Origin of the sequence: Delftia lacustris (assembly GCF_040267515.1) — a bacterium.
Taxonomy (GTDB): Bacteria; Pseudomonadota; Gammaproteobacteria; order Burkholderiales; family Burkholderiaceae_C; genus Comamonas; species Comamonas tsuruhatensis.
Map to the genome: position 1 here is coordinate 1,587,531 of NZ_CP141274.1, position 21,728 is coordinate 1,609,258.

The 21,728-nt window shown below is 67.0% G+C and carries 16 protein-coding genes and 3 tRNA genes; 6 read left to right on the plus strand and 13 right to left on the minus strand.

The window, feature by feature from the left end; translation table 11 throughout:
* Window positions 1-25: 25 nt before the first annotated feature.
* The 4 genes from U6958_RS08670 to U6958_RS08685 form a co-directional block, all read right to left on the minus strand.
* Window positions 26-101, minus strand: a tRNA-Lys gene (locus U6958_RS08670).
* Window positions 102-148: 47 nt separating this feature from the next.
* Window positions 149-224: transfer RNA gene (locus U6958_RS08675), tRNA-Lys, on the minus strand.
* Between the two features lie 55 nt (window positions 225-279).
* Window positions 280-355, minus strand: a tRNA-Lys gene (locus U6958_RS08680).
* Between the two features lie 178 nt (window positions 356-533).
* The gene (locus U6958_RS08685) at window positions 534-1,511 is read right to left on the minus strand and encodes a GMP reductase (protein ID WP_016445795.1); all 978 of its coding nucleotides are present in this window, start codon (window positions 1,509-1,511) and stop codon (window positions 534-536) included.
* Window positions 1,512-1,829: 318 nt separating this feature from the next.
* On the opposite strand from U6958_RS08685, the gene U6958_RS08690 reads away from it, so the two are divergent.
* Complete coding sequence (locus tag U6958_RS08690) at window positions 1,830-4,298, plus strand: UvrD-helicase domain-containing protein (protein WP_034366354.1); 2,469 nt, start codon at window positions 1,830-1,832, stop codon at window positions 4,296-4,298.
* 24 nt (window positions 4,299-4,322) lie between these two features.
* Here the strand turns inward: U6958_RS08690 and U6958_RS08695 are convergent, their stop codons facing one another.
* The 5 genes from U6958_RS08695 to U6958_RS08715 all read right to left on the minus strand — a co-directional run bounded on the left by U6958_RS08695 (window position 4,323) and on the right by U6958_RS08715 (window position 9,870).
* Complete coding sequence (locus U6958_RS08695; RefSeq protein WP_016445797.1) at window positions 4,323-4,958, minus strand: hypothetical protein; 636 nt, start codon at window positions 4,956-4,958, stop codon at window positions 4,323-4,325.
* 275 nt (window positions 4,959-5,233) lie between these two features.
* Window positions 5,234-7,186 (minus strand): PhoX family phosphatase, encoded by a 1,953-nt coding sequence (locus U6958_RS08700; protein ID WP_047326594.1) that lies wholly within the window; start codon window positions 7,184-7,186, stop codon window positions 5,234-5,236.
* A gap of 246 nt (window positions 7,187-7,432) precedes the next feature.
* A complete protein-coding gene (locus tag U6958_RS08705) occupies window positions 7,433-8,266 on the minus strand; it encodes a BPSS1780 family membrane protein (RefSeq protein ID WP_016445799.1) in 834 nt (277 codons plus the stop codon).
* A 146-nt stretch (window positions 8,267-8,412) separates the two neighbouring features.
* The gene (locus U6958_RS08710) at window positions 8,413-9,369 is read right to left on the minus strand and encodes a homoserine kinase (protein WP_016445800.1); all 957 of its coding nucleotides are present in this window, start codon (window positions 9,367-9,369) and stop codon (window positions 8,413-8,415) included.
* A 126-nt stretch (window positions 9,370-9,495) separates the two neighbouring features.
* The gene (locus U6958_RS08715; protein ID WP_016451118.1) at window positions 9,496-9,870 is read right to left on the minus strand and encodes a hypothetical protein; all 375 of its coding nucleotides are present in this window, start codon (window positions 9,868-9,870) and stop codon (window positions 9,496-9,498) included.
* A 72-nt stretch (window positions 9,871-9,942) separates the two neighbouring features.
* Between U6958_RS08715 and polA the strand changes: the two genes are divergently transcribed.
* The 3 genes from polA to U6958_RS08730 all read left to right on the plus strand — a co-directional run bounded on the left by polA (window position 9,943) and on the right by U6958_RS08730 (window position 14,878).
* Window positions 9,943-12,786, plus strand: coding sequence for a DNA polymerase I (gene polA, locus U6958_RS08720; RefSeq protein ID WP_074921077.1), 2,844 nt, complete (start codon window positions 9,943-9,945; stop codon window positions 12,784-12,786).
* 57 nt (window positions 12,787-12,843) lie between these two features.
* The gene (locus U6958_RS08725; RefSeq protein ID WP_016451120.1) at window positions 12,844-13,740 is read left to right on the plus strand and encodes a dienelactone hydrolase family protein; all 897 of its coding nucleotides are present in this window, start codon (window positions 12,844-12,846) and stop codon (window positions 13,738-13,740) included.
* Window positions 13,741-14,044: 304 nt separating this feature from the next.
* A complete protein-coding gene (locus U6958_RS08730) occupies window positions 14,045-14,878 on the plus strand; it encodes a ZIP family metal transporter (RefSeq protein WP_016445804.1) in 834 nt (277 codons plus the stop codon).
* Window positions 14,879-14,895: 17 nt separating this feature from the next.
* On the opposite strand, the gene U6958_RS08735 is transcribed toward U6958_RS08730, so the two are convergent.
* Together U6958_RS08735 and U6958_RS08740 are read right to left on the minus strand one after the other, a co-directional pair.
* Complete coding sequence (locus tag U6958_RS08735; protein ID WP_016451121.1) at window positions 14,896-15,558, minus strand: response regulator transcription factor; 663 nt, start codon at window positions 15,556-15,558, stop codon at window positions 14,896-14,898.
* Window positions 15,555-16,967, minus strand: coding sequence for a cache domain-containing protein (locus U6958_RS08740; protein ID WP_074921076.1), 1,413 nt, complete (start codon window positions 16,965-16,967; stop codon window positions 15,555-15,557). The genes U6958_RS08735 and U6958_RS08740 overlap by 4 nt, the downstream gene beginning before the upstream one ends.
* Window positions 16,968-17,605: 638 nt before the next feature.
* On the opposite strand from U6958_RS08740, the gene U6958_RS08745 reads away from it, so the two are divergent.
* Both U6958_RS08745 and U6958_RS08750 read left to right on the plus strand, forming a co-directional pair.
* Window positions 17,606-18,076 (plus strand): Rid family detoxifying hydrolase, encoded by a 471-nt coding sequence (locus U6958_RS08745; protein WP_016445807.1) that lies wholly within the window; start codon window positions 17,606-17,608, stop codon window positions 18,074-18,076.
* 27 nt (window positions 18,077-18,103) lie between these two features.
* A complete protein-coding gene (locus tag U6958_RS08750) occupies window positions 18,104-19,588 on the plus strand; it encodes an aminotransferase class V-fold PLP-dependent enzyme (RefSeq protein ID WP_016445808.1) in 1,485 nt (494 codons plus the stop codon).
* Between the two features lie 158 nt (window positions 19,589-19,746).
* On the opposite strand, the gene U6958_RS08755 is transcribed toward U6958_RS08750, so the two are convergent.
* Window positions 19,747-20,508, minus strand: a complete 762-nt coding sequence (locus U6958_RS08755) for a LytTR family DNA-binding domain-containing protein (RefSeq protein ID WP_047326600.1) — start codon at window positions 20,506-20,508, stop codon at window positions 19,747-19,749.
* Window positions 20,489-21,643, minus strand: a complete 1,155-nt coding sequence (locus U6958_RS08760) for a sensor histidine kinase (protein ID WP_026062438.1) — start codon at window positions 21,641-21,643, stop codon at window positions 20,489-20,491. The genes U6958_RS08755 and U6958_RS08760 overlap by 20 nt, the downstream gene beginning before the upstream one ends.
* Between the last annotated feature and the right edge of the window lie 85 nt (window positions 21,644-21,728).

A 21,728-nucleotide genomic window follows, 5' to 3' on the forward strand; every position in this document is an offset into this window, starting at 1 on the left:
CTGAGTGCCTTTTTCGGGGTGTTGGTGGTGGGCCCTGAGTGATTCGAACACTCGACCAACGGATTAAGAGTCCGCTGCTCTACCAGCTGAGCTAAGAGCCCCACGTATTTCTGCGTGGCTGCCTGAAGAGATCAGGCAAATGAATTTTTGGTGGGCCCTGAGTGATTCGAACACTCGACCAACGGATTAAGAGTCCGCTGCTCTACCAGCTGAGCTAAGAGCCCCCTCGGGTATTCCGAAGGAATCAGCCTGGATGAATCCAGGCTGAAAAGGAATTTTTGGTGGGCCCTGAGTGATTCGAACACTCGACCAACGGATTAAGAGTCCGCTGCTCTACCAGCTGAGCTAAGAGCCCCAAAAACAAGTCTGCGCTGCAAACGAGACCGCAATTATGCGGCATTTTTGGCGTGCTTGCAGGAAGACACGCCAATTTTTTGGTTCATGGCGCGATCTCGGCATGCGCGGCCTGCGTGACGTCGGGAACGCAGGCACAAAAAAAGGCGGCCGAAGCCGCCTTGCCTTGGTGTCTGCGCTTACATCAGCAGATGTTCGCCTGCGTTGTCACCGCCCAGGATCACGTAGTTGACCTTGCGGATGTCCATCAGCTTCTTGCCGCCCGAGTAGCTGATGGAGCTTTGCACATCCTGCTCCATCTCGATCAGGGTGTCGGCCAGAAGTCCCTTGACGGGTTCGAGGATGCGCTTGCCTTCGACGTGCTTGTACTCGCCCTTGTTGAAGTCCGAGGCCGAGCCGTAGTACTCCTTGAAGCGCTGGCCGTTTTCCTCGACCGTCTGGCCCGGCGATTCCTCATGGCCCGCGAACAGCGAGCCGATCATCACCATGGTGGCGCCAAAGCGCACGCTCTTGGCGATGTCGCCGTGGCTGCGGATGCCGCCGTCGGCAATGATGGGCTTGGTGGCCACGCGCGCGCACCACTTGAGCGCCGACAGCTGCCAGCCGCCCGTGCCAAAGCCCGTCTTGAGCTTGGTGATGCAGACCTTGCCGGGGCCGATGCCGACCTTGGTCGCGTCGGCGCCCCAGTTCTCCAGGTCGATCACGGCTTCGGGCGTGCCCACGTTGCCGGCGATCACGAAGGACTTGGGCAGCTTTTCCTTGAGGTAGCCGATCATGTTCTTCACGCTGTCGGCATGGCCGTGGGCGATGTCGATGGTGATGTATTCGGGGCACAGGCCTTCGGCGACGAAGCGGTCCACGGTGTCGTAGTCGGGCTTCTTGACGCCCAGCGAGATGGAGGCGAAGCAGCCCTTGCCCTGCATCTCGCGCACGAACTGCACGTTGTCCAGGTCAAAGCGGTGCATCACGTAGAAGTAGCCGTTGCGGGCCAGCCAGGTGCAGATGCTTTCATCCACCACCGTCTTCATGTTGGCCGGCACGGCCGGGATGCGGAAGGACCGACCGCCCAGCTCCACGCTGGCATCACACTCCGAGCGGCTTTCCACGCGGCACTTGCGCGGCAGCAGCAGGATGTTGTCGTAGTCGAAGATTTCCATTTGATTCCAAGCTCCATGAAAGGTCGCGGCAGGAACATCCCTCCGCGATGGGGCGCTTGGCTTGGAGGCCGGTCTTGCGGGCGGCGCGGGCGGGCCGCGTCGCCAGGGCGGCTGTGGCCCGGGCACAAAAAACCGGACCGCAAGAAACTTGGGCCCGGTGATTGATTCTATACGTTGCCGGCGGCGGGCCCGGGCGCCCTGTCGATATAGCGGTTATAGCAATGGCGTTATGGACCGGGAAGATGCGCTGCATGTGTCGAATGCGGGAAATGCAGCATGGCTTTCCCCGCAGGCCGGGGCGCTTCCTACAATGCCGGGATGTTCCCGATCGATCTGCTCGACGGCGCCTCCGGTGCCGCACCCGCCTCCAACTCCCCTTTGCTGGCCAACCTCAACGAGGAGCAGCTCGCTGCCGTCACGCTGCCGGCCGGCCATGCGCTGATCCTGGCTGGCGCCGGCTCGGGCAAGACGCGGGTGCTGACCACGCGCATCGCCTGGCTGCTGCAGACGGGCCAGGCCACGCCGGGCTCCATCCTGGCCGTGACCTTCACCAACAAGGCGGCCAAGGAAATGCTGGCGCGCCTGTCGACCATGCTGCCCTACAACGTGCGCGGCATGTGGATAGGCACCTTCCACGGCCTGTGCAACCGGCTGCTGCGTGCCCACCACCAGGCGGCAGGGCTGTCGTCCACCTTCCAGATCCTGGACACGCAGGACCAGCTGTCGGCCGTCAAGCGCCTGTGCAAGCAGTTCAACGTGGACGACGAGCGCTTCCCGCCCAAGCAGCTGCAGTACTTCATTGCCGGCTGCAAGGAAGAGGGCATGCGCCCCGGCGACGTGGTGGCCAATGACCCGGACACGCGCAAGAAGGTCGAGATCTACCAGCTCTACGAGGAGCAGTGCCAGCGCGAAGGCGTGGTCGATTTTGGCGAGCTGATGCTGCGCTCCTTCGAGCTGCTGCGCGACGATGCCGCGCTGCGCGCCCACTACCAGCGGCGCTTTCGCCACATCATGGTCGACGAGTTCCAGGACACGAACAAGCTGCAGTACCAGTGGCTCAAGCAATTGGCGGGCGACGTGGTGGATGGCCGCCTGCAGGCCCTGGGCAGCGTGATCGCCGTGGGCGACGACGACCAGAGCATCTACGCCTTTCGCGGTGCGCGCGTGGGCAACATGCAGGACTTCGTGCGCGAGTTCGACGTGCGCCAGCAGATCAAGCTGGAGCAGAACTACCGCTCCTACAGCAACATCCTGGACTGCGCCAACGCGCTCATCAGCCACAACAGCCAGCGCCTGGGCAAGAACCTGCGCACCACCCAGGGCCCGGGCGAGCCCGTGCGCATCTACGAGGCGCCCACCGACATGGCCGAGGCGCAGTGGATGGTCGAGGAAATCCAGCAGCTCGTGAAAAAGGACGGCTGGCAGCGCCAGGAAATCGCCGTGCTCTACCGCAGCAATGCGCAAAGCCGGGTGATCGAATCGCAGCTGTTCAATGCCGCCATTCCCTACCGCGTGTACGGCGGGCTGCGCTTTTTCGAGCGCGCCGAAATCAAGCATGCGCTGGCCTACCTGCGCCTGCTGGAGAACCCGCACGACGACACCAGCTTTTTGCGCGTGGTGAACTTCCCACCGCGCGGCATCGGCGCGCGCAGCGTGGAGACGCTGCAGGACGCGGCGCGCAGCGCGGGCTGCTCGCTGCACGATGCCGTCTCGGCGGTGCCGGGCGCGCCGGGCGCCAAGCTCGCAGGCTTTGTCGCCAAGATCGACGTGCTGCGCGAGCAGACCCAGGGCCGCACGCTGCGCGAGATCATCGAGGCCATCGAGGAAGAAAGCGGCCTGCTCGAGCACTACCGCAACGAAAAGGAAGGCGCCGACCGCATCGAGAACCTGCAGGAACTCGTGAACGCGGCCGAGAGCTTTGTCACCCAGGAAGGCTTTGGCCGCGATGCCGTGGCCCTGCCGCTGGACGAGCACGACGGCGCCAGGGCGCTGACGCAAAGCCCCGCCAGCCAGGGCCTGGACCCTGCGCTGCCGCTGCTGGACACGCCGCTCACGCCGCCGGCCGGCACCGTGGCCGGCATGGTCGATGCCGATACCGGCGAGACCCTGTCGCCGCTGGCCGCCTTCCTGACGCACGCGGCGCTGGAGGCTGGCGACAACCAGGCCCAGGCAGGCCAGGACGCCGTGCAGCTGATGACCGTGCATGCCTCCAAGGGCCTGGAGTTCGACGCCGTCTTCATCGGCGGCGTGGAAGAGGGCCTGTTCCCGCACGAGAACGCCATGATGGACCGGGGCGGCCTGGAGGAAGAACGCCGCCTGGCCTATGTGGCCATCACCCGCGCGCGCAAGCGCCTGTACCTGAGCCATTCGCAGACGCGCATGCTGCACGGGCAGACGCGCTACAACGTCAAGAGCCGCTTCTTCGACGAGCTGCCTGAAGAGGCGCTCAAGTGGATCACGCCGAAGCAGGGCGGCTTTGGCAGCTACGCGCCCCGCCCCGGTGGCGGCGGTGGTAGCGGCTATGGCTCACGCGATCGCGGTGGCTTCGGCAGCAAGGCCGAAGGCTGGCGCAGCGAGGTCTTCGCCAGCCCGCCCGTGCCGCCGCAAAAGGCCGACCCGGGCCACGGCCTGCGCGTGGGCCTGAACGTGTTCCACAACAAGTTCGGCGAAGGCAAGGTGCTGGCCCTGGAAGGCACGGGCGACGACGCGCGTGCCCAGGTCAGCTTTGGGCGCCACGGCACGAAGTGGCTGGCGCTGTCCATTGCCAAGCTCACGGTCGTGGAGTGAGGGCCGGGCCGTCGTGTCCGGCGGTCAGGGCTTGACTTCGAAGCTCAGCGTGGTGGTGTGGCGCACGTCGGTGTACTTCTTTCCGTCCAGCGTGACCGAGCCGTTGTCCACGCGCGCCGTCACCTCCAGCACGTACAGGCCTGGGAAGTAGGGCTTGAAGCTCACCGTGCCGTCCTGCGATGGCGTGAGCGTGCGGTACCAGCCCTCGCTGGTCTGCACATTGACCTGGCTGGCCGCGACCTTGCGGCCCTTGAACACCAGCTGGAACGTATCGCCGCCCGCCGTGGTGGGCACCAGCTCCAGGTCGTTCACGGCCTTGGTGTCGTTGCGGCCGAAACGGGCCTGGTAGTAGGTCAGCACGCCATTGGCGCCGGGGCGCGTGGCGGCGATGCGCACATCGCCCTGGCCTGCGTCCGCGGTGAAATGATTGGCCTCGGCCTTCAGGGGAAGGCTCTTGCCGTCGGGCAGGACCTGCTTGGCGTCCTCCAGGGCCGGCAGCTGTTGCAGCGGCTTGCGCAGTTCTCCGGCATAGGCCCGGGCCTGTCCTGCGTCCTGCTGCAGCCAGAGATAGTCGGCATGTGCAGCCGGCACCGCCAGGGTGGCAGCGGCCGCCAGCCATGCGGAGGCCGTGCTGCGAAGGATGCGGGAAGCTGGGGTCATGGAGTCTCTCCTGTGGTGTGGCTCTGCGTGCGCCTGCCGGGCCTTGAGGGGCGTGATCCGGCGGGGCTGAAGATGGTGCGATGGCGGGCTAGCGACGCCGCAATGCATCAGAAATTATAGCGAGCAGGTGAGAATGACTCTTGTTTTGCACGCCAGGAGTCGGGTTCATTACATCCATGCAGTTGCGGCGCAGGCATGCAAAAAGGCCATGGAAATCCATGGCCTTATTGTTGTGGCGCCACGCGCCGCAGGGTGGCGGGGCGTTGTGGCGGCGGTCAGGCCGACAGCTTGGGCTGGGAAGCGGTGCCGGTCAGGTAGCCGACGGCGGCGCCGAACTTGCCGCGATAGTTGGTGCTGATCAGCGGGTCCAGCGTGGACTTGACCACGTTGTGGATGCTGCCCCAGTCACCGGCGTGCTGGAAGTTGCTCATGATGTAGGTCCAGCCGTTGATCTCGTCCACGGCGTGCAGGCCCGTGGATTCGCCGCCTGCGGGAATCGACATCAGGCGCGACAGCTGCTTGGTGTCGATGTTGTAGGCCCACAGGAAGTTGTTGACGTGCTGGCCGCTGTCCTCGCCGATGAACAGGGTGCGCATCTTCTCCGAGAACTTGAGGTTGTCGGGGTTGCAGATCTTGTTCGGGTTGCCGGTGTTGCCCAGCGCGTCGGCGCTGATGTCCTCGCCGGCCAGCAGGGCCTTGGTGTCCACGGGCATCCACTCGCTGTTGATGGCGGCGCCGGCCGTGTCCTTCTGGCCACCGCGCAGGTTCAGTGCCATCACGGCGCCGGCCTTGAGCTGCTTGGGGATGGACACGCCATTGCCTGCCACGTTCAGCGCATCACCGGCCACCATGGACTTTTCGCAGTTCTGCAGGGCCGAGTAGGCCACCTTGTCCTTGGCGTTGACGGTCGTGCCTTCCATCTTGGTGAAGCCCATGCTCGCGCCCTTGAAGGCGGCGTAGCGGTGGGTTTCCAGGAAGGCGGCGGCCTTTTCCATGCCGGGGTTGATCTTGATCCACTCCACCTTGCCGTTGGCGGTGATCTTGGTGTAGCTGGCGTCGCCCGGATCGGTCTTGGCCACGGTCATGATGTCCGTGGGCTTGAGCGTGTTGGCCAGCTGCTCGATCTCGGCGCTGGTGGCCGAGCCCAGCTTGATCCAGGTCAGCGCGGCGGCGCTGCCCGATGCGGGGTCGATGGAGAAGCCTGCACCCACCTTGGCCACGTACAGCGAACCCGAGGACAGGTCCTTTTCCTTGTCGGCCACGAAGACGAAGTAGCCGCTGTTGGTGGCGTCGTCGCCCATCAGCGCCGTGCGCTGGTCGGGCATGACCTGGACCAGCTCGTGCGAGATGCGGCCCATGCAGAAATGCTTCTTGATGCTGGCCGTGCCGTCCACGTTGACCGTCACTTCGGGCATGTGGCCGTAGTGGTAGGGGTTGGCCTTGGTCTGGTCGCCATACAGGTTCTGGCTGAAGGCCTGCAACTGCGCATTGCCGGTGGCGAATGCGTCGGGCTCGTACTCTTCGCTGGACAGATGGGTGCCCCAGGGCGACAGGCTGGCGCCGCAGGTGATCCACAGGCCGTGCACCTTGGAGGTGTCCACGTTGTGGTACTTGACCAGGCTGAGCTTGCCCGTGGTCTGGTCCTGGTCCAGCGTCAGCACGGCGATGGGCGAGGGCAGCTTGCCGTACATGTCGGTCTTGCCATCCTGCGCCCAGGTCGTGTATTCGAACTGCACCACGGCGAACACGGGCTTGCCCTTGACGCCATCCACCTTGGCATTGGGCACGGTCAGCAGCGAGGTGCCGTCGGGCGCATCGGAGAAGAAGTGGCGCTCGCTGCCGGCCACGGTGCGGTCGATGATCTTGTTGTTGTTGATGTCGTAGTAGCCGCCGGCCAGGATCTTGCCGCCCTTGCCGTCCGGCACTTCGTCGCCGGTCACGAAGAAGGGCTGGTAGCCCAGGTCGAAGCTCTGCTCGCTGTTGTCGCTGTACTGCACCTTGAGCTGCGAGGCCACGGTCATCCGGGCCATGGCCTGGGGGTTGGCCAGCGTGGGCGCGGCCATGGAGGTGAAGCTGGCCGCCACATAGTTCTTCGCGGGACCGTCATCGCCACCGCCGCAGGCGGTCAGCAGGCCGGCGGCGGACACGGCGGAGCCGAGCGGCAGCAGGGGGGCGCCGGTCAGGAATTGCAGCGCCTTGCGGCGGGAGAGCATCGTGGATTGGGACATGGGGCTTCCGTTGTGGGGTTGTCTGCATCAGCCCATCGGGGGCGGGATGGGCCGGGATGCCGCTGCGCACTCGCTGGCTATGCATCCGCACGGCATGCTAGGCAGGCACTGTGACAAAGCGATGGCATCCGTATGACACAACAGTGACTGCGTCATGTGGACGCCCGGGTGGCCGCTGGCACGACAGAGAAACGGCAAAGAAAAAGCCCCTCGAAAGGGGCCTGGTGATCTGGTGCCGTGCAGGCGTCAGCCGGACAGTCCGGGCGGCTGCGGCGGTTCGGTGCCGATGGCGTCGCTGCCATCGCTTTCATCGGGCGCCGCAAAGCAGTCACGGAAGGTGAAGACGATGGAGGTGAAGAACATGGCGGCCAGCAGCATGGCCGTGGCAATCATCAGGCCGTTGGCAATGCCGCCCAGCACCTGGGCCAGCACGGCCGAGATCAGTGCCATCACGATGCCGGCCACGATGAACACGCCCATCCAGCTCAGGCCGAAGACCACCAGTGCGCCGATGTTGCGCACGCACGCCACCAGGCTGAAGAACACGGCCTTGACCGGCGGCACGTTGTGCCAGTGCACCAGGCCCGGCGCATGCCAGAACAGCAGCGAAAGCGGCAGGTACAGGCCCATGCTCAGCCACATGGCGGCCTGGAAGTCGGGCGATTCGGCGATCTCGCGCGTCAGCGGTTCGCCGCCCAGGTAGACGTTGGCGAACTGGCCATCGTCCACCAGCATGGACAGGCCCATGATCAGCAAGAAGCCTGCCGCATACATGGCGCCCAGCGTGAGCATGGAATTCAGGCGCTGGCGCCCGGTGCGAAAGGCCACCAGCAGCAGGGCCGGCGTGGGCGCGCGCCCGTGCGAGGCTTCGGCCGCCGCCACCATCATGGCCAGCGATGTGGCCGGCAGCAGGCCCAGCGCGATCACGGGGCCTATCAGCGGCAGCACCGTGACCAGCGACATGGCCGCCATCGACAGAAAGAACAGTGCCGCCAGCGCCAGCGGCTGCTGGCGGAAGGTGCGGATGCCCTGCTGCACCCATTGCAGGCCGGTACGGGCGGGAACGATGAGAAGTTTCATGGGGTGAGGAAGTCGGGGCGCCTGGATGGGGCATGGCCTCTGGCATGGGCCGCGCCGCTGGCGCCCGAACGGGGACTGTACCCGAGGAAGCGCGGCCCGTGGACCGCAAAGCCCTCCGGCAGCCGCGTCGTGGCCGGCCTGGGACGTCAGTCCAGCGCCACGGGGCGGGCCAGGCGCTGGCGCAGCACGCGCTCGAAATGCGTGGGATCGTGGGGAACGAGCATGGAGGCCTCGCGCGGCAGGTGGAAATCCCACAGGCGGGAGATCCAAAAGCGCAGCGCGCCCGCGCGCAGCATGGGGTTGAACAGTTCTCGCTCGGCGGCGGTCAGGGGGCGCACGGACTGGTAGGCATCGATCATGGCCTTGGCCTTGGCCGCGTCATGGGCGCCCGTGGCGTGTTCGATGCACCAGTCGTTGAGGCACACCGCCAGGTCGAACAGCCAGCTGTCCACGCCTGCGAAGTAGAAATCGAAGAAGCCGGTCAGGCGCTCGCCATCGAACATCACGTTGTCGCGGAACAGGTCGGCATGCACGGGGCCGCGCGGCAGCGCCGCATAGGCGGGCGAGGCGGCCACATGGTTCTGGAAGGCCAGTTCGGAGCGCAGCAGGTCGGCGGTGGGTGCGTCGATGTGCGGGATCACCGTGGGCACGGTCTCGTTCCACCAGGGCAGGCCGCGCAGATTGGGCTGCTGGCGATCGTAGTCTCGGCCGGCCAGGTGCATGCGCGCCAGCATCTCGCCCACGGCGGCGCAGTGTGCGGGCTGGGGGGTCAGCTCGCTCCTGCCGGGAAGGCGGTTGACGATGGAGGCGGGCTTGCCGCACACGCGCAGCAGGATGTCGCCGCTGCGCGTCTCGGCCTGAGGGTCGGGCACGGGAATGCCGGCCTGCGCCAGATGCTTCATCAGGTACAGGTAGAAGGGCAGTTGCTCGGCCGTCAGGCGCTCGAACAGCGTCAGCACCCACTCGCCCTGCTCGGTGGTGAGAAAGTAGTTGGTGTTCTCTATGCCGCCCTGGATGCCGCGCAGCTCCTTGAAGGAACCCAGGGACATGCGGCGCAGCAGCTCGCGCGCATCTTTGTCGGAGACTTCGGTGAAAACGGCCATGTTTGCATTGCCGGCCAGCGCGGCTCGGCGGAAATCGTTGTCGTCAGATATGGAAAGAGGGCAGCGCCGTCAGGTGCTGCCCCCTGGGATGCCGCCGGGCCCGGGGCCCGGACAGTCCGGTGAGGATCAGAACTTCTTGAGGTTCCAGACGCGCGTGCCGTTGGTGCCGTCGCCATCGCCGCGGTTGCGCGAGGAGCGGGCGCCGTCGTTGGACTGCACCTCATAGGAGGGCATGTCGCCGACCTTGGGCTGCACGGTGATGCTTCGGGTCTGGCCGCCCACGCGCAGTTCGTCAACGCGGCTGCCTTCGTCTTCCACATGGATGCGTTCCACGCGCTGGTTGCTTCGGTCGCGGGCCTCGGGCCTGGCCGTGTCCGGCGCGGTCTGCCCGGCGGTCGCCGCCGCGGGGGCGGTGGAGGCAGCCGGGGCAGGCGTGGGGTTCTGGGCCAGCACGGGGCTGGCGGCCAGGCTCAGGAGGATGAGAAGTGGAGCGGCGCGCATGGGCTCCATTGTAGGTCTTGCGGCGGGCCCTGTCCCGCCCTGTCCCCCTGCCGGCGCGTGCACAATCGGCGCATGAGCAATTCCAAGACCCTGGTGCTGATCGACGGCTCCAGCTACCTCTACCGCGCCTACCACGCCATGCCGGATCTGCGCGCCGAGCCCGGCAACCCGGAAAGCCCCGCCACGGGCGCCATCCGCGGCATGATCAACATGCTCCAGGCGATCCGCAAGGAAGTGGCGGCGGACTACGCGGTCTGCGTGTTCGACGCCAGCGGCCCCACCTTCCGCGATGCGCTCTATCCCGAATACAAGGCGCACCGCTCGCCCATGCCCGACGATCTGCGCTCGCAGATCGAGCCCATCCACGAAGTGGTCCGCCTGATGGGCTGGCCCGTGCTGGCCATCCAGGGCGTGGAGGCCGACGACGTGATCGGCACCCTGGCCAAGACGGCCGCCGCCCAGGGCGTGAACGTGGTCATCTCCAGTGGAGACAAGGACCTGTCCCAGCTGGTGGATCCCCACATCATGGTGATGGACACCATGAGCGGCAAGCGCCGCGACGTGGCCGGCGTGACGGCCGAGTTCGGCGTGCCGCCTGCGCAGATGATCGACTACCAGGCGCTGGTCGGCGATGCCGTGGACAACGTGCCCGGCGTTGCCAAGGTCGGCCCCAAGACGGCCGTCAAGTGGCTGGCCGAGCACGGCTCGCTCGACGGCCTGATCGCTGCAGCCGACGGCATCAAGGGCGTGGCCGGCCAGAACCTGCGCGATGCCATCGCCTCGGGCCAGCTGGCGCTGAGCCGCCAGCTGGTCACCATGAAGACCGACTGCGACCTGAGCGCCGAAGTGCCCACCCTGCCCGTGCTCGACGCGCTGGCTCCGCGCGAGCCCGATACCGCGCCGCTGCGCGAGTTCTATGAGCGCTACGGCTTCAAGGGGCTGGCACGCATGCTCGGCGGTGCCGCGCCCGAGCCCGATGCGCTGCAAGCCGTCAAGGCCGGCCGCAAGCCCGCGGCCAAGCCGCGTGCCGACCAGTCCACGGGCGACATGTTTGCCCAGGAGCAGGCCGAATCCGACGACGCCACCGCCGAGGCCGAGACCGCCCAGCAGCGTGCGCTGGACTACGACGTGGTGCTGACCTGGGAAGCGTTCGACCAGTGGCTGGCCAAGATCAACGCCGCCGAACTCACGGCCCTGGATACCGAAACCACCTCGCTGGACGAGATGCGTGCCGAGATCGTCGGCATCTCGCTGAGCGTGGAGCCCGGCGCCGCTGCCTACATCCCGCTGCGCCATGCCGGCCCCGACGCGCCCGAGCAACTGCCGGCCGACGAAGTGCTGCAGCGCCTCAAGCCCTGGCTGGAGGATGCGGCCCGGCCCAAGCTGGGCCAGCACGTCAAGTACGACCGCCATGTCTTCGCCAATGCCGGCATCGAGGTGCAGGGCTATGTGCACGACACCATGCTGCAAAGCTATGTGCTGGAAGTGCACCGCCCGCACGGCCTGGCCAGCCTGGCGCTGCGCCACACCAACCGCACGGGCATCAGCTACGAAGACCTGTGCGGCAAGGGCGCCCACCAGATCCCCTTTGCCCAGGTGCCCGTGGACAAGGCTGCCGCCTACGCCTGCGAGGATGCGGACCAGACCCTGGACGTGCACCGCGTGCTGTGGCCGCAGCTGCAGGCGCACGACGGCCTGCGCGGCATCTACGAGCTGGAGATCGCCACCAGCGAGGCCCTGTTCCGCATAGAGCGCAACGGCGTGCTCATCGATGCCGCCACGCTGGCCAGGCAGAGCAACGATCTGGGCCAGCGCATCGTGCAGCTGGAGCAGGAGGCCTACGACATCGCGGGCCAGCCCTTCAACCTGGCCAGCCCCAAGCAGCTGGGCGAAATCTTTTTCGACAAGCTGGGCATGCCCGTGGTCAAGAAGACGGCCACCGGCGCACGCAGCACCGACGAAGAGGTGCTGGAGAAGCTGGCCGAGGACTATCCGCTGCCCGCCAAGCTGCTGGAACACCGCAGCCTGTCCAAGCTCAAGGGCACCTATACCGACAAGCTGGCCCAGCTGGCGCTGCCGCGCACGGGCCGGGTGCACACGCACTACGCCCAGGCCGTGGCCGTGACGGGGCGCCTGTCCAGCAACGACCCCAACCTGCAGAACATCCCTATCCGCACGCCCGAAGGCCGGCGCGTGCGCGAGGCCTTCATTGCCGCGCCCGGCCATGTGATCGCCAGCGCCGACTACTCGCAGATCGAGCTGCGCATCATGGCCCACCTGTCGGGCGACGAGTCGCTGCTGCGCGCCTTCCACGAAGGCCGCGACGTGCACCGGGCCACGGCATCGGAAGTCTTCAACGTGGAGCTGGAGCAGGTCAGCAGCGAGCAGCGCCGCTATGCCAAGGTCATCAACTTCGGGCTGATCTACGGCATGAGCAGCTTTGGCCTGGCCAAGAACCTGGGCATAGAGACCAAGGCTGCCGCCGCCTACATCGACCGCTATTTCCAGCGCTATCCAGGCGTCAAGCGCTACATGGACGAGACGGTGGAATTCGCGCGCGACCACGGCTACGTGGAAACCGTCTTCGGCCGCCGCCTGTACCTGGTGGACATCAACGGCGGCAGCGGCCCGCGCAAGAAGGCGGCCGAGCGCCAGGCCATCAACGCGCCCATGCAGGGCACGGCGGCCGACCTGATCAAGAAGGCCATGGTGGCGGTGCAGGCCGAGCTCGATGCCAGGCAGTCCGAGGTCCGCGTCATCATGCAGGTGCACGACGAACTGGTGTTCGAGCTGCCCGAAGGCGAGTCGGACTGGGTGCGCACCGAGATCCCGCGCCTGATGGCCGGCGTGGCGGAACTGAAGGTTCCCTTGCTCGCCGAAGTGGGCGTCGGCCCCAACTGGGACAAGGCACATTGAGCTTCACGCGCGCATCGTAGACTTGGCCGGTTCTCAACCACCACCAAGGAGAGATGCATGCGTGACGATCAGCAGCAAGACCTGAAGGCCCTGGTTCCGGGGCGCAGCAGCGAAGAGGGGCCCACGCGGCGCCTGGCATTGCAGACGGCCCTGGGCCTGGGCTATGCCGCCGCGGCCACGCCGCTCATGGCGCAGACCGCCATCTCCACGCCGGCCGACGGCCTGACGGCCGGCGAGGTGCATTTCACCGTGAACGGCTTCAAGGTGCCGGCCTACCGCGCCGCACCCGCCGGCAAGAAGAATGTGCCCGTGGTGCTGGTGATCTCCGAGATCTTCGGCGTGCACGAATACATTGCCGACACCTGCCGCCGCCTGGCGCGTGCCGGCTACCTGGCCATCGCCCCCGATCTGTATGCACGCCAGGGCGATCCCAAGACCTATACCGAGATCGCCAAGCTCATGAGCGAGCTGGTCTCCAAGGTGCCCGACGAACAGGTCATGGCCGACCTGGACGGCGCCGTGCAATGGGCGGGCACGCAGGGCGGCGATACGGCGCGCGTGGCCATCACGGGCTTTTGCTGGGGCGGGCGCATCACCTGGCTGTATGCGGCCCATGGCCCGGTCAAGGCCGGCGTGGCCTGGTACGGCCGGCTGGAAGGCGCCAAGACCGCGCTGCAGCCACGCCATCCGCTGGAGCTGGTCTCCAGCCTCAAGGCGCCGGTGCTGGGCCTGTATGGCGGGCAGGACACGGGCATTCCGCTGGAATCCGTGGAGCGCATGCGCGAGGCGCTCAAGCAGGGCTCGGCAGCGGCCAAGGCCTCGGAGTTTGTGATCTACCCGGAGGCGCCACACGCCTTCCATGCCGACTACCGGCCCAGCTACCGCGAGCAGGCTGCGCGCGACGGTTGGCAAAAAATGCTGGCCTGGTTCAATAAGCATGGGGTGACCCCCTGAGCGGCTGCGCCGCTTCCCCCTCTCTCGCTTCGCGGGAGGGGGACGACACCCTCGGTGCGGGGCGGCCCTTCCTCGGTGTCCCTGGTGTGAGGACGCGCCAGTTTTTAAGGTATTGCTGACTAGCTTTCAACTTTATTCGCGCAGGGGGGGGCTTGACAGCTTCTGTAGGCTGAAACCGAGGGCGCCCGACACCGTGGCCTGCTTCCTTCATGGGATCGCAGGCCACGGCTGCGATGGGGCCGGTCTTTCTGCGAGAATTCGCGGGTTTCGCCTGCAAGGGCATACGGTTGAAGCACAAATCGCTATGACATTGGTAGCAATCATTCTGGCCACCCTGGCCGCCGGTATTGGCAGCGTCTGGGTGGCCGCGTTGTTGATGGGGCTGGGAGGCAACCGCTCGCCGGGCATGATGCCGCAGCGGCTGTTGAGCCTGGCGGCGGGCGCGCTGCTGGCCACGGCCTTCATGCACCTCTTGCCCGAAGCCTTCGAGAGCGAGGCCGGCGCGCACGACCTGTTCGTCACGCTGCTGGTGGGCCTGGTGTTCTTTTTCCTGCTGTCCAAGGCCGAGCTGTGGCACCACGGGCATGAGCACGGCGCGCCGCCGGCCCATGAGCACGATCACCACGAGCATCACGATCACCAGGGCCACGCCCATGACCATTCCCATGGCCACCATCATGGCCACCGCCACGGCGGCTGGGCGGTGCTGACCGGCGACAGCGTGCACTGCTTCGGCGATGGCGTGCTGATCGCCTCCGCCTTCATGGCCGACATGCGCCTGGGGCTGATCGCGGCGGTGTCGGTGCTGGCCCATGAGGTGCCGCACCACATGGGTGACATCGTGGTGCTGCGCCAGTCCAGCTCCAACCGGCGCGTGGCCCTGATCAAGGTGTCCATGGCCGGGGCCGTGACCACGCTGGGCGGCATTGGCGGCTATTTCCTGGTCGGCCAGCTGCAGGAGCTGCTGCCGTACTTCCTGGCCGTGGCCTCCAGCAGCTTCATCTACGTGGCGCTGGCCGACCTGATTCCCCAGCTGCAAAAGCGCCTGAGCGCGCGCGAGACCGTGGCCCAGGTGGGCTGGCTGATGCTGGGCATCGTGCTGGTCACCGTGGTCAGCCGCGCGGCGCACGCGCACTGAGCGGGCGGCGTTTCAGGCTATCCCGCACCGGCCTGCACGGGCGTGCTGCCCAGCAGGTCGGCATAGTCCACGGCGTACTTGATGAAGGCCGCATGGCCGTCGATGCGCAGCTTGCGGCGCAGGTGCAGCCGGTGGGTTTCCACGGTGCGCACCGAGGTGCCCATCAGTGCCGCAATCTCCTTGTTGGAGCGGCCCTCCGAGATCCACTGCAGCACGCTGGCCTCGCGCGGCGTGAGGGCGCGCCGGGGGCCGGCACCGGCGCCGTCGTCCTCGACCACGGGCTGCAGGCCGGGGCTGAAATACAGGCCGCCCGCGTAGACCCGGTCTATGGCCTCGATGAGCTGCTGCGCCGGTGCATCCTTGAGCACATAGCCGCGTGCGCCCAGTGCCACGGCTCGCCGCACGTATTCGGGGTCCTCGTGCATGGACAGCACCAGCACGCGCACCAGGGGGAACTGATCGCGGAACAGCGCGGCCAGGTCGATGCCGCTGGCGCCCGGCATGCGGATGTCGGTCACCACCAGGTCGGGCGACAGCTCGCGCGCCAGCGGCACGGCCTGGTCCATGCTGGCGGCCTCGCCCACGACACGGATATGGTCGGTGGCCTGCAGGCGCATGGACACGCCGTCGCGCACAAGAGGGTGGTCGTCCACCAGGAGGATGCGGATCATGGGGTTCATGCAGCGGCCTGTGGGAGTTCGAATTCCGGTGAGGGAGACAGCGGCATGCCGCCGCTGCGGTAGAGCACGGCGACCAGCCGGGTGCCCCGGGCGCCCGAGCTGATGCTCAGATGGCCGCCCAGGCCCTCGATGCGCTCGCGCATGTTGCGCAGGCCGATGCCGCCCTGGCGGTCGCGCTGCACGCGGCGCATGTCGAAGCCCTGGCCGTCGTCACTGACCTGCAGCACCACGCGGCGGCGCTGAAAGTGCAGGCTGACGTCGATGCGCGTGGCCTGCGCATGGTTTTGCGCATTCGTCACGGCCTCCTGGGCCACGCGGAACAGGGCCGTGGCGTGGCTGGGCGGCAGAAAGCGGGTCTCGCCCCGGCAGCCGAACTGCATGCGCAGGCCGTCCTCGGCCTGCATCTGCTGGCTCATCAGTGCCAGGGCCGGGGCCAGGCCCAGGTCGTCCAGCAGGGCGGGGCGCAGGCCGTGGGAGACGCGCCGTATCTCCACCAGCGCGTGGTTGAGCTGCTCCAGTCCCTGGTCCACCATGCGCTGGGCCGTGGCCGGGTCCTGTGCGGCCAGGCGCCTGAGCTGGGCCTGGGCCGTCTCCAGCAGGAACTTGGACGAGACCAGCACCTGGACCACGCCGTCATGCAGGTCGCGCGCCACGCGCGTGCGTTCTTCCTCCTGCGAATGCACCACGCGCTGGGCCAGGCGCTGCAGCTTGGTGCTGGACACGCGGTGGTCGCTGAGATTGAACGCCAGCCCCGCCACGCCGATGAGCACGATGCACAGCGCCGCAATGCCGAAGATGCGCCAGCGCGTGGCCGCGATATTGGCCTGGGCGCTTTCGTCGATCTGGCGCAGCGCCTGCTCCACATCGTCCAGGTACAGGCCCGTGCCCAGCGACCAGCCCCATTCGGGGACCGTGGCCACGTAGGCGAGCTTGGCCTCGGTACGCAGCGAGGACGGCTTTTGCCACTGGTAGCGCACCAGGCCGCCGCCGCTGCGCGCGGCATCCAGGATGATCCTGGCGGGCCCTGCGCCGCCCGGGCTGTTGGGATCGCACAGGTCCACGCCCGACAGGCCCATCTGCCGTGCATCCAGCAGCACGTTGCCGTGTTCGTCGTAGACAAAGAAGTAGCCGTCCTCGCCGAACTGCATGCGCGCCAGCGTATCCAGCGCCTGGCGCCGCTGCACGGATGGCTCCTCGCCGCTGGACTGGATGCGCGTGAGCGCCGTGGTCGCCAGCTGGACGTAGTGGCGCAGCTCCGTCTCCTTGCTGTGCAGGTAGGCGGTCTCGACCAGTTCCCGTTCCTGGTGGGCCAGCTCCAGTGTCTGGTGTTGCACGGTCACCGCGACCAGGCCCAGGGCCAGCGCGATGGCGGCAATCGACAGAAGCGCAAGTTTCAGCGGAAGTTGCATGGGAGCCTGTGTGGGGTGCACCGACGATCTTTTCCGCCCAGTGCACGGACCTTGTCAACAGGGCTTGCGCGCATGGCGCCGGGGCCCGGCAGCGGACCTTGAATGGCGGGCGTCGTATCTGCCAATAGCCTGTGCGCGCTGCATATCCACGCGCGCAGGAAAAGGAATTTGAATATCCCAAGGAAAATGCCATGGATAATATATTTCGCGCACGAAAGAATATCCCATTGACATAGGGAATCCGATATGCATTTTCTTGGTGCGTTGTCCCCTTTTTGGGGTCTTGAATAATGGTTTTGCCGTATTGTGGTGCGCCGTCCCTCATCTGTCTGACATGCCTGGCTACGGTTGAGCAGGTTCCGTGCCAAACCGTTGTTTCAGAAGAGAGTTATCCTGCTGCGTAGCACTGCGCAAGCGGTCCTGCGTAGTGGTGCGTAGGGGAAAATTCATTATCGAATGCTCCAGATCCCTGCCTAGAATTTCTCCGTGAAATCACTGATTCGAATCATTTTGTGTCAATGATTCATGTCGCCTTCGATGACCTAATTAAATGGTGACGAAGTGTTTCCGGGGCGCCGTTGCAGTAATGCGCGGCACGGCAGTGGCAGTTTGTATTCTTGTTTCAGAAAGGCAATACCATGGATATTCGATCGAACCTGCGGCGCGTGGCGCTGGCATGCGGTGTGGCGGCGGCGGTAGCGACGCTGGCGGGCTGCGCCGCGCCCCACAAGCGCGAGGTGCTGTCCACCACGCAGATCTATCCGGCCATCGGCCCGTATTCGCAGATGGTGGCGCATGGCAACACGATCTACTTCTCGGGCGTGCTGCCGCTGAACGCGCAGGGCACGGCCATCCAGGGCACGACCATCGAGGAGCAGACGCGCGCCGTGCTGGACCACATCGGCGCCAAGCTCAAGTCCCAGGGACTGGGCTATGAGGATGTGCTGTCCACCTCGGTCTTCATGAAGGACCTCAACGAGTTCGCCGCCATGAACAAGGTCTATGGCGAGTACTTCAAGACCGGCGCCCCCGCTCGGGCCACGGTGGAGGTGGCGCGCCTGCCGCGCGATGTGAAGATCGAAATCTCGGCCATCGTCGGCCGCCGCTGACCGCTTGCGCAACGACAGGAGGACCGCATGAACGCACGACACCCCCAGATCGCGGCCGAGCAGGCCACATCCCTGACCGCCACTGCGGCCGCCGGCGAATCCGGCTATCCCGCGCGCTGGACTTCCAAGCGCCGCGACTTCCTGCGCATGCTGGGCTACGGCACCGGCGCAGCCACGCTGGGCCCGCTGCTGGCTGCCTGCGGCAGCGGCAATGCCCAGACCTCGGCCGCTGCGCTGCGCGAGCAGCTCATGCGTGACGAGGCCTTCTGGACCGACGTGCAGAGCATGTTCATCCTCAAGCCCGAGAAGACCTACATGAACATCGGCACGGCGGGCTCCATGCCCAAGCTGGTGCTCGATGTGTTCGATACCGAAAACCGCAAGAAGGCCGCCGACTCGGGCAACGGCTACAGCAACCTGCTGGACCTGCGCAAGCAGGTGGCGCCGGGCTTTGGCGTGGATGCCGACGAGCTGGCCTTCTCGGCCAACACCTCCTCGGGCATGTGCCACGCCATCCTGGGCATCGACTGGCAGCGTGGCGACGTGGTGGTGACCACCAACCACGAGCACGGCGGCGGCGACACGCCGCTGAAGATCGCCCAGGACCGCTACGGCATCGAGGTCTCGCGCATTGCGCTGCCCGTGGGCAACAACCAGACGGCCGCCACCTACGTGAACCTGTTCGACGAGCGCATCCGCGCGCTCAAGGCCCAGGGCAAGCGCGTGCGCGCCATGATGTGGTCCTCTCCCACCTACAAGACAGGCACCATGCTGCCCATTGCCGACCTGATGGGCGTGGTCAAGGCGCACGGCCTGATCAGCATCGTGGACGGCGCCCACCTGCCGGGCATGATGGCCTACAACTATGCGGAGCTGGGCATGGACTTCATGTCGGGCGCGGGCCACAAGTGGCAGTGCGGCCCGGGCTCCACGGGCATCCTCATCATCCGCAACAAGATCCGCGCCTCCAACCCGCTGCCCCTGCCCAAGTGGTACCCGGTGCACACCAGCGCCTATCCGGCGCTGGAGCGCACGACCACGGCCAAGGAGACCTACGACATCGCCGCCTCGGTCACTTCCTGCGGCAGCGTGCACACGCCCATGTTCATGGCGCTGGCCCAGGCCTGCGCGCAGTGGGACAGCATCGGCCGCAAGAAGATCGAGACCTATGACCTGACGCTGTCGTCCTACCTCAAGGAAAAGATCGTCGAGCGCTGGGGCGTGGACTCGCTGTACTCGCCCAAGGACGATCCCAAGCTGCTGTCGGCGCTGACCTGCTTCAACCCGTTCCAGAACAAGGACGACGTGATGAACGGGACCAAGTCCTCGACCTTCGTGGCGCGCATGCTCAGCGACTATCCGCAGGGCTTCGTGATCCGCAACTCCAACTTCCCCGTGATCGGCGCGGCGGCAGACCACTACGGCGTGCGCGTGTCCACGCACCTGTGGCATGACGCGCGGGACATCGATCTGCTGGTGGATGCGATGTGGGATCTGTCTAGAAAAATGTAGCCCCCTGAGGCGCTGCGCGCCTTCCCCCCGAGGGGGACGACATCCTCGCTGCGGGGCGGCCCTTGCTCGGTGTCCCTCGCGTTGGGCCATGCTTGTGTTGCGGGCGTGCTTTCTGACGCGGGGGGCTGTCTTGGGCCGGGCTCCTTGAGCCCTGCGCCTCAGCCGGGCTGTCCTTCGTCGCGGATGGCGGCGCGGACCTGGGGGAGCTGGCGGCGCGAGACCATGAGCAGTTCGGGGATGCCGTGCAGGCGCAGGGCCCAGCCTTCGCCTTCGGTGGGGTCGTCATGGCGCTCCAGGCTGCGCAGGGCGCTGCGTGCCACGAGGGCGTTGCGGTGCACGCGCAGCAGGTGGTCGGCGTGGCGGGCCTCCAGGTCGGCCAGGGCGCCGTCGAGGATGTAGCTGCGGCCCACGGTGCGCACGGTCACGTATTTCTGTTCGGCCTTGAGATAGAGCACCTCCGACAGGGGCAGGCGCACGGTGGCGCCCCGGTCCTGTATCAGCAGCACGGGGCCGCCGTCGCGTTCGGCCGTCTGGTGCGCGGCCGTGCGCGCGGCCTTGGCCAGGGCCTGCTGCAGGCGTTCGCGGCGCACGGGCTTGGTCAGGTAGTCGGCAGCATCCAGGTCGAAGGCCTCGACCGCGTGGCCGGCATGGGCGGTGACGAAGACCACGGCAGGCGGCAGCGGCAGGCGGCGCAGCATATGGGCCAGGGCCAGGCCGTCCTGGCCGGGCATGTGGATGTCCAGCAGTGCCAGCTCCACGGGGCGCGGGCCCGGTGCCTGCAGCACGGCCATGGCCTGGCGGGCGTCCGCCGCCTCGCTGACCTGGTGCGGGCCGCTGCCCGTGCATGCCTGCACGTCGGCCAGCAGGGTGCGCAGCCGCGCGCGGGCCAGGGCTTCGTCGTCAACGATCAGGATGTGCATGGTGCTTCTTCTTCGATAAAGCCTTCGTGGGTTGGCTGGCAGGCGGTGCCAGCGGCAGGCTGATGCGCACCACGAAATGCCCGTTGAGCGTGCGCGCCGTGAGGTGGGCCTGCAGGTCGTGCAGCAGCGACAGCCGGGCGCGCACATTGGCCAGCGCAATGCCGTTGCCGCGCGTGCCGGCTGCGCTGGCGGAATCGATCTCGGAGGGCAGGGTGTTGGTGATGCGCACCTCCACCAGATCGCCTCGGCGCTCGGTGCGCACCTGCAGCTTGCCGCCGCGTGCGCTGGGCTCCACGCCATGGCGTATGGCGTTTTCCACCAGCGGCTGCAGCAGCAGCGGCGGCAGCAGGGCGCCGTGGGCGGCAGGGTCCAGTTGCCAGCGCACCTGCAGCCGTTCGCCAAAGCGCACCTGCTCGATGGCCAGGTAGCGCTGGGCCAGCTCGATCTCCTCGGCCAGCGTGGTCGTGCTGTGCGGCTCGGCCAGCGCATAGCGGAACAGGTCGCTGAGGTCCTCCAGCAGGGCCTCGGCCTTGGCGGGCTCGGCGCGCACCAGGGCGATGGCGCTGTTGAGCGTGTTGAACAGGAAATGCGGGCGTATGCGCGACTGCAGCTCGGCCAGCCGCGCCTGCGTGTCGGCGGGTGCGTGGCCGCGTGCGCGCAGCACCAGGGCTGCGACCAGCAGGGCTGCCAGCAGTCCGCCGGACACGGCGCTGGCCAGCCAGGGGGCGCTGGTGCCGCCGGCCAGGTGCAGCATGGCGCAGGCATACAGCCCGGCCGCCATGCCCAGCAGCACACCGGCCGCGTACTGGCCGGAGGCGGGCAGCCGCTGCAGCGGGTGCTTGAGCAGGCAGGCGGCCACCAGCCAGACCAGCGTGCCGGGCAGGCAGGCGCCGGTCAGCAGGGCCATGCCCTGCAGCCACTGCAGGGGCGAGTCGGCGCCGAACATCGAGGCCGTTGCCACCACGGCCTGCACAAACAGCACGGCGCGCAGCACCACGCCTACGTTGCAGGCGTCAAAGACCAGCGCCGCGGGCAGGGGCGGGGGGGCAGTGGTGGGGGTCGGCTGGGTCGGCAAGGGGCGGCAGGTAGTGTTTCGGCGGGTGGGGTTCGCGCCGCATGCCCGGATTATGGTCATGCCGGGCGGGCCTGCACAGCGGTCACACCGCCCATGCACACCCATGCACGCCCATGCACGCCCATGCAGGCCCATGCAGGCCCGT

Coding starts and splice junctions, on each gene's coding strand:
- U6958_RS08755 (WP_047326600.1), bottom strand. CDS start 20,508: ATGCACATCCTGATCGTTGACGACGAAGCCCTGGCCCGCGCGCGGCTG.
- U6958_RS08715 (WP_016451118.1), bottom strand. CDS start 9,870: ATGCGCGCCGCTCCACTTCTCATCCTCCTGAGCCTGGCCGCCAGCCCC.
- U6958_RS08710 (WP_016445800.1), bottom strand. CDS start 9,369: ATGGCCGTTTTCACCGAAGTCTCCGACAAAGATGCGCGCGAGCTGCTG.
- polA (WP_074921077.1), top strand. CDS start 9,943: ATGAGCAATTCCAAGACCCTGGTGCTGATCGACGGCTCCAGCTACCTC.
- U6958_RS08700 (WP_047326594.1), bottom strand. CDS start 7,186: ATGTCCCAATCCACGATGCTCTCCCGCCGCAAGGCGCTGCAATTCCTG.
- U6958_RS08760 (WP_026062438.1), bottom strand. CDS start 21,643: ATGACCATAATCCGGGCATGCGGCGCGAACCCCACCCGCCGAAACACT.
- U6958_RS08750 (WP_016445808.1), top strand. CDS start 18,104: ATGAACGCACGACACCCCCAGATCGCGGCCGAGCAGGCCACATCCCTG.
- U6958_RS08740 (WP_074921076.1), bottom strand. CDS start 16,967: ATGCAACTTCCGCTGAAACTTGCGCTTCTGTCGATTGCCGCCATCGCG.
- U6958_RS08745 (WP_016445807.1), top strand. CDS start 17,606: ATGGATATTCGATCGAACCTGCGGCGCGTGGCGCTGGCATGCGGTGTG.
- U6958_RS08690 (WP_034366354.1), top strand. CDS start 1,830: ATGTTCCCGATCGATCTGCTCGACGGCGCCTCCGGTGCCGCACCCGCC.
- U6958_RS08730 (WP_016445804.1), top strand. CDS start 14,045: ATGACATTGGTAGCAATCATTCTGGCCACCCTGGCCGCCGGTATTGGC.
- U6958_RS08685 (WP_016445795.1), bottom strand. CDS start 1,511: ATGGAAATCTTCGACTACGACAACATCCTGCTGCTGCCGCGCAAGTGC.
- U6958_RS08735 (WP_016451121.1), bottom strand. CDS start 15,558: ATGAACCCCATGATCCGCATCCTCCTGGTGGACGACCACCCTCTTGTG.
- U6958_RS08725 (WP_016451120.1), top strand. CDS start 12,844: ATGCGTGACGATCAGCAGCAAGACCTGAAGGCCCTGGTTCCGGGGCGC.
- U6958_RS08705 (WP_016445799.1), bottom strand. CDS start 8,266: ATGAAACTTCTCATCGTTCCCGCCCGTACCGGCCTGCAATGGGTGCAG.
- U6958_RS08695 (WP_016445797.1), bottom strand. CDS start 4,958: ATGACCCCAGCTTCCCGCATCCTTCGCAGCACGGCCTCCGCATGGCTG.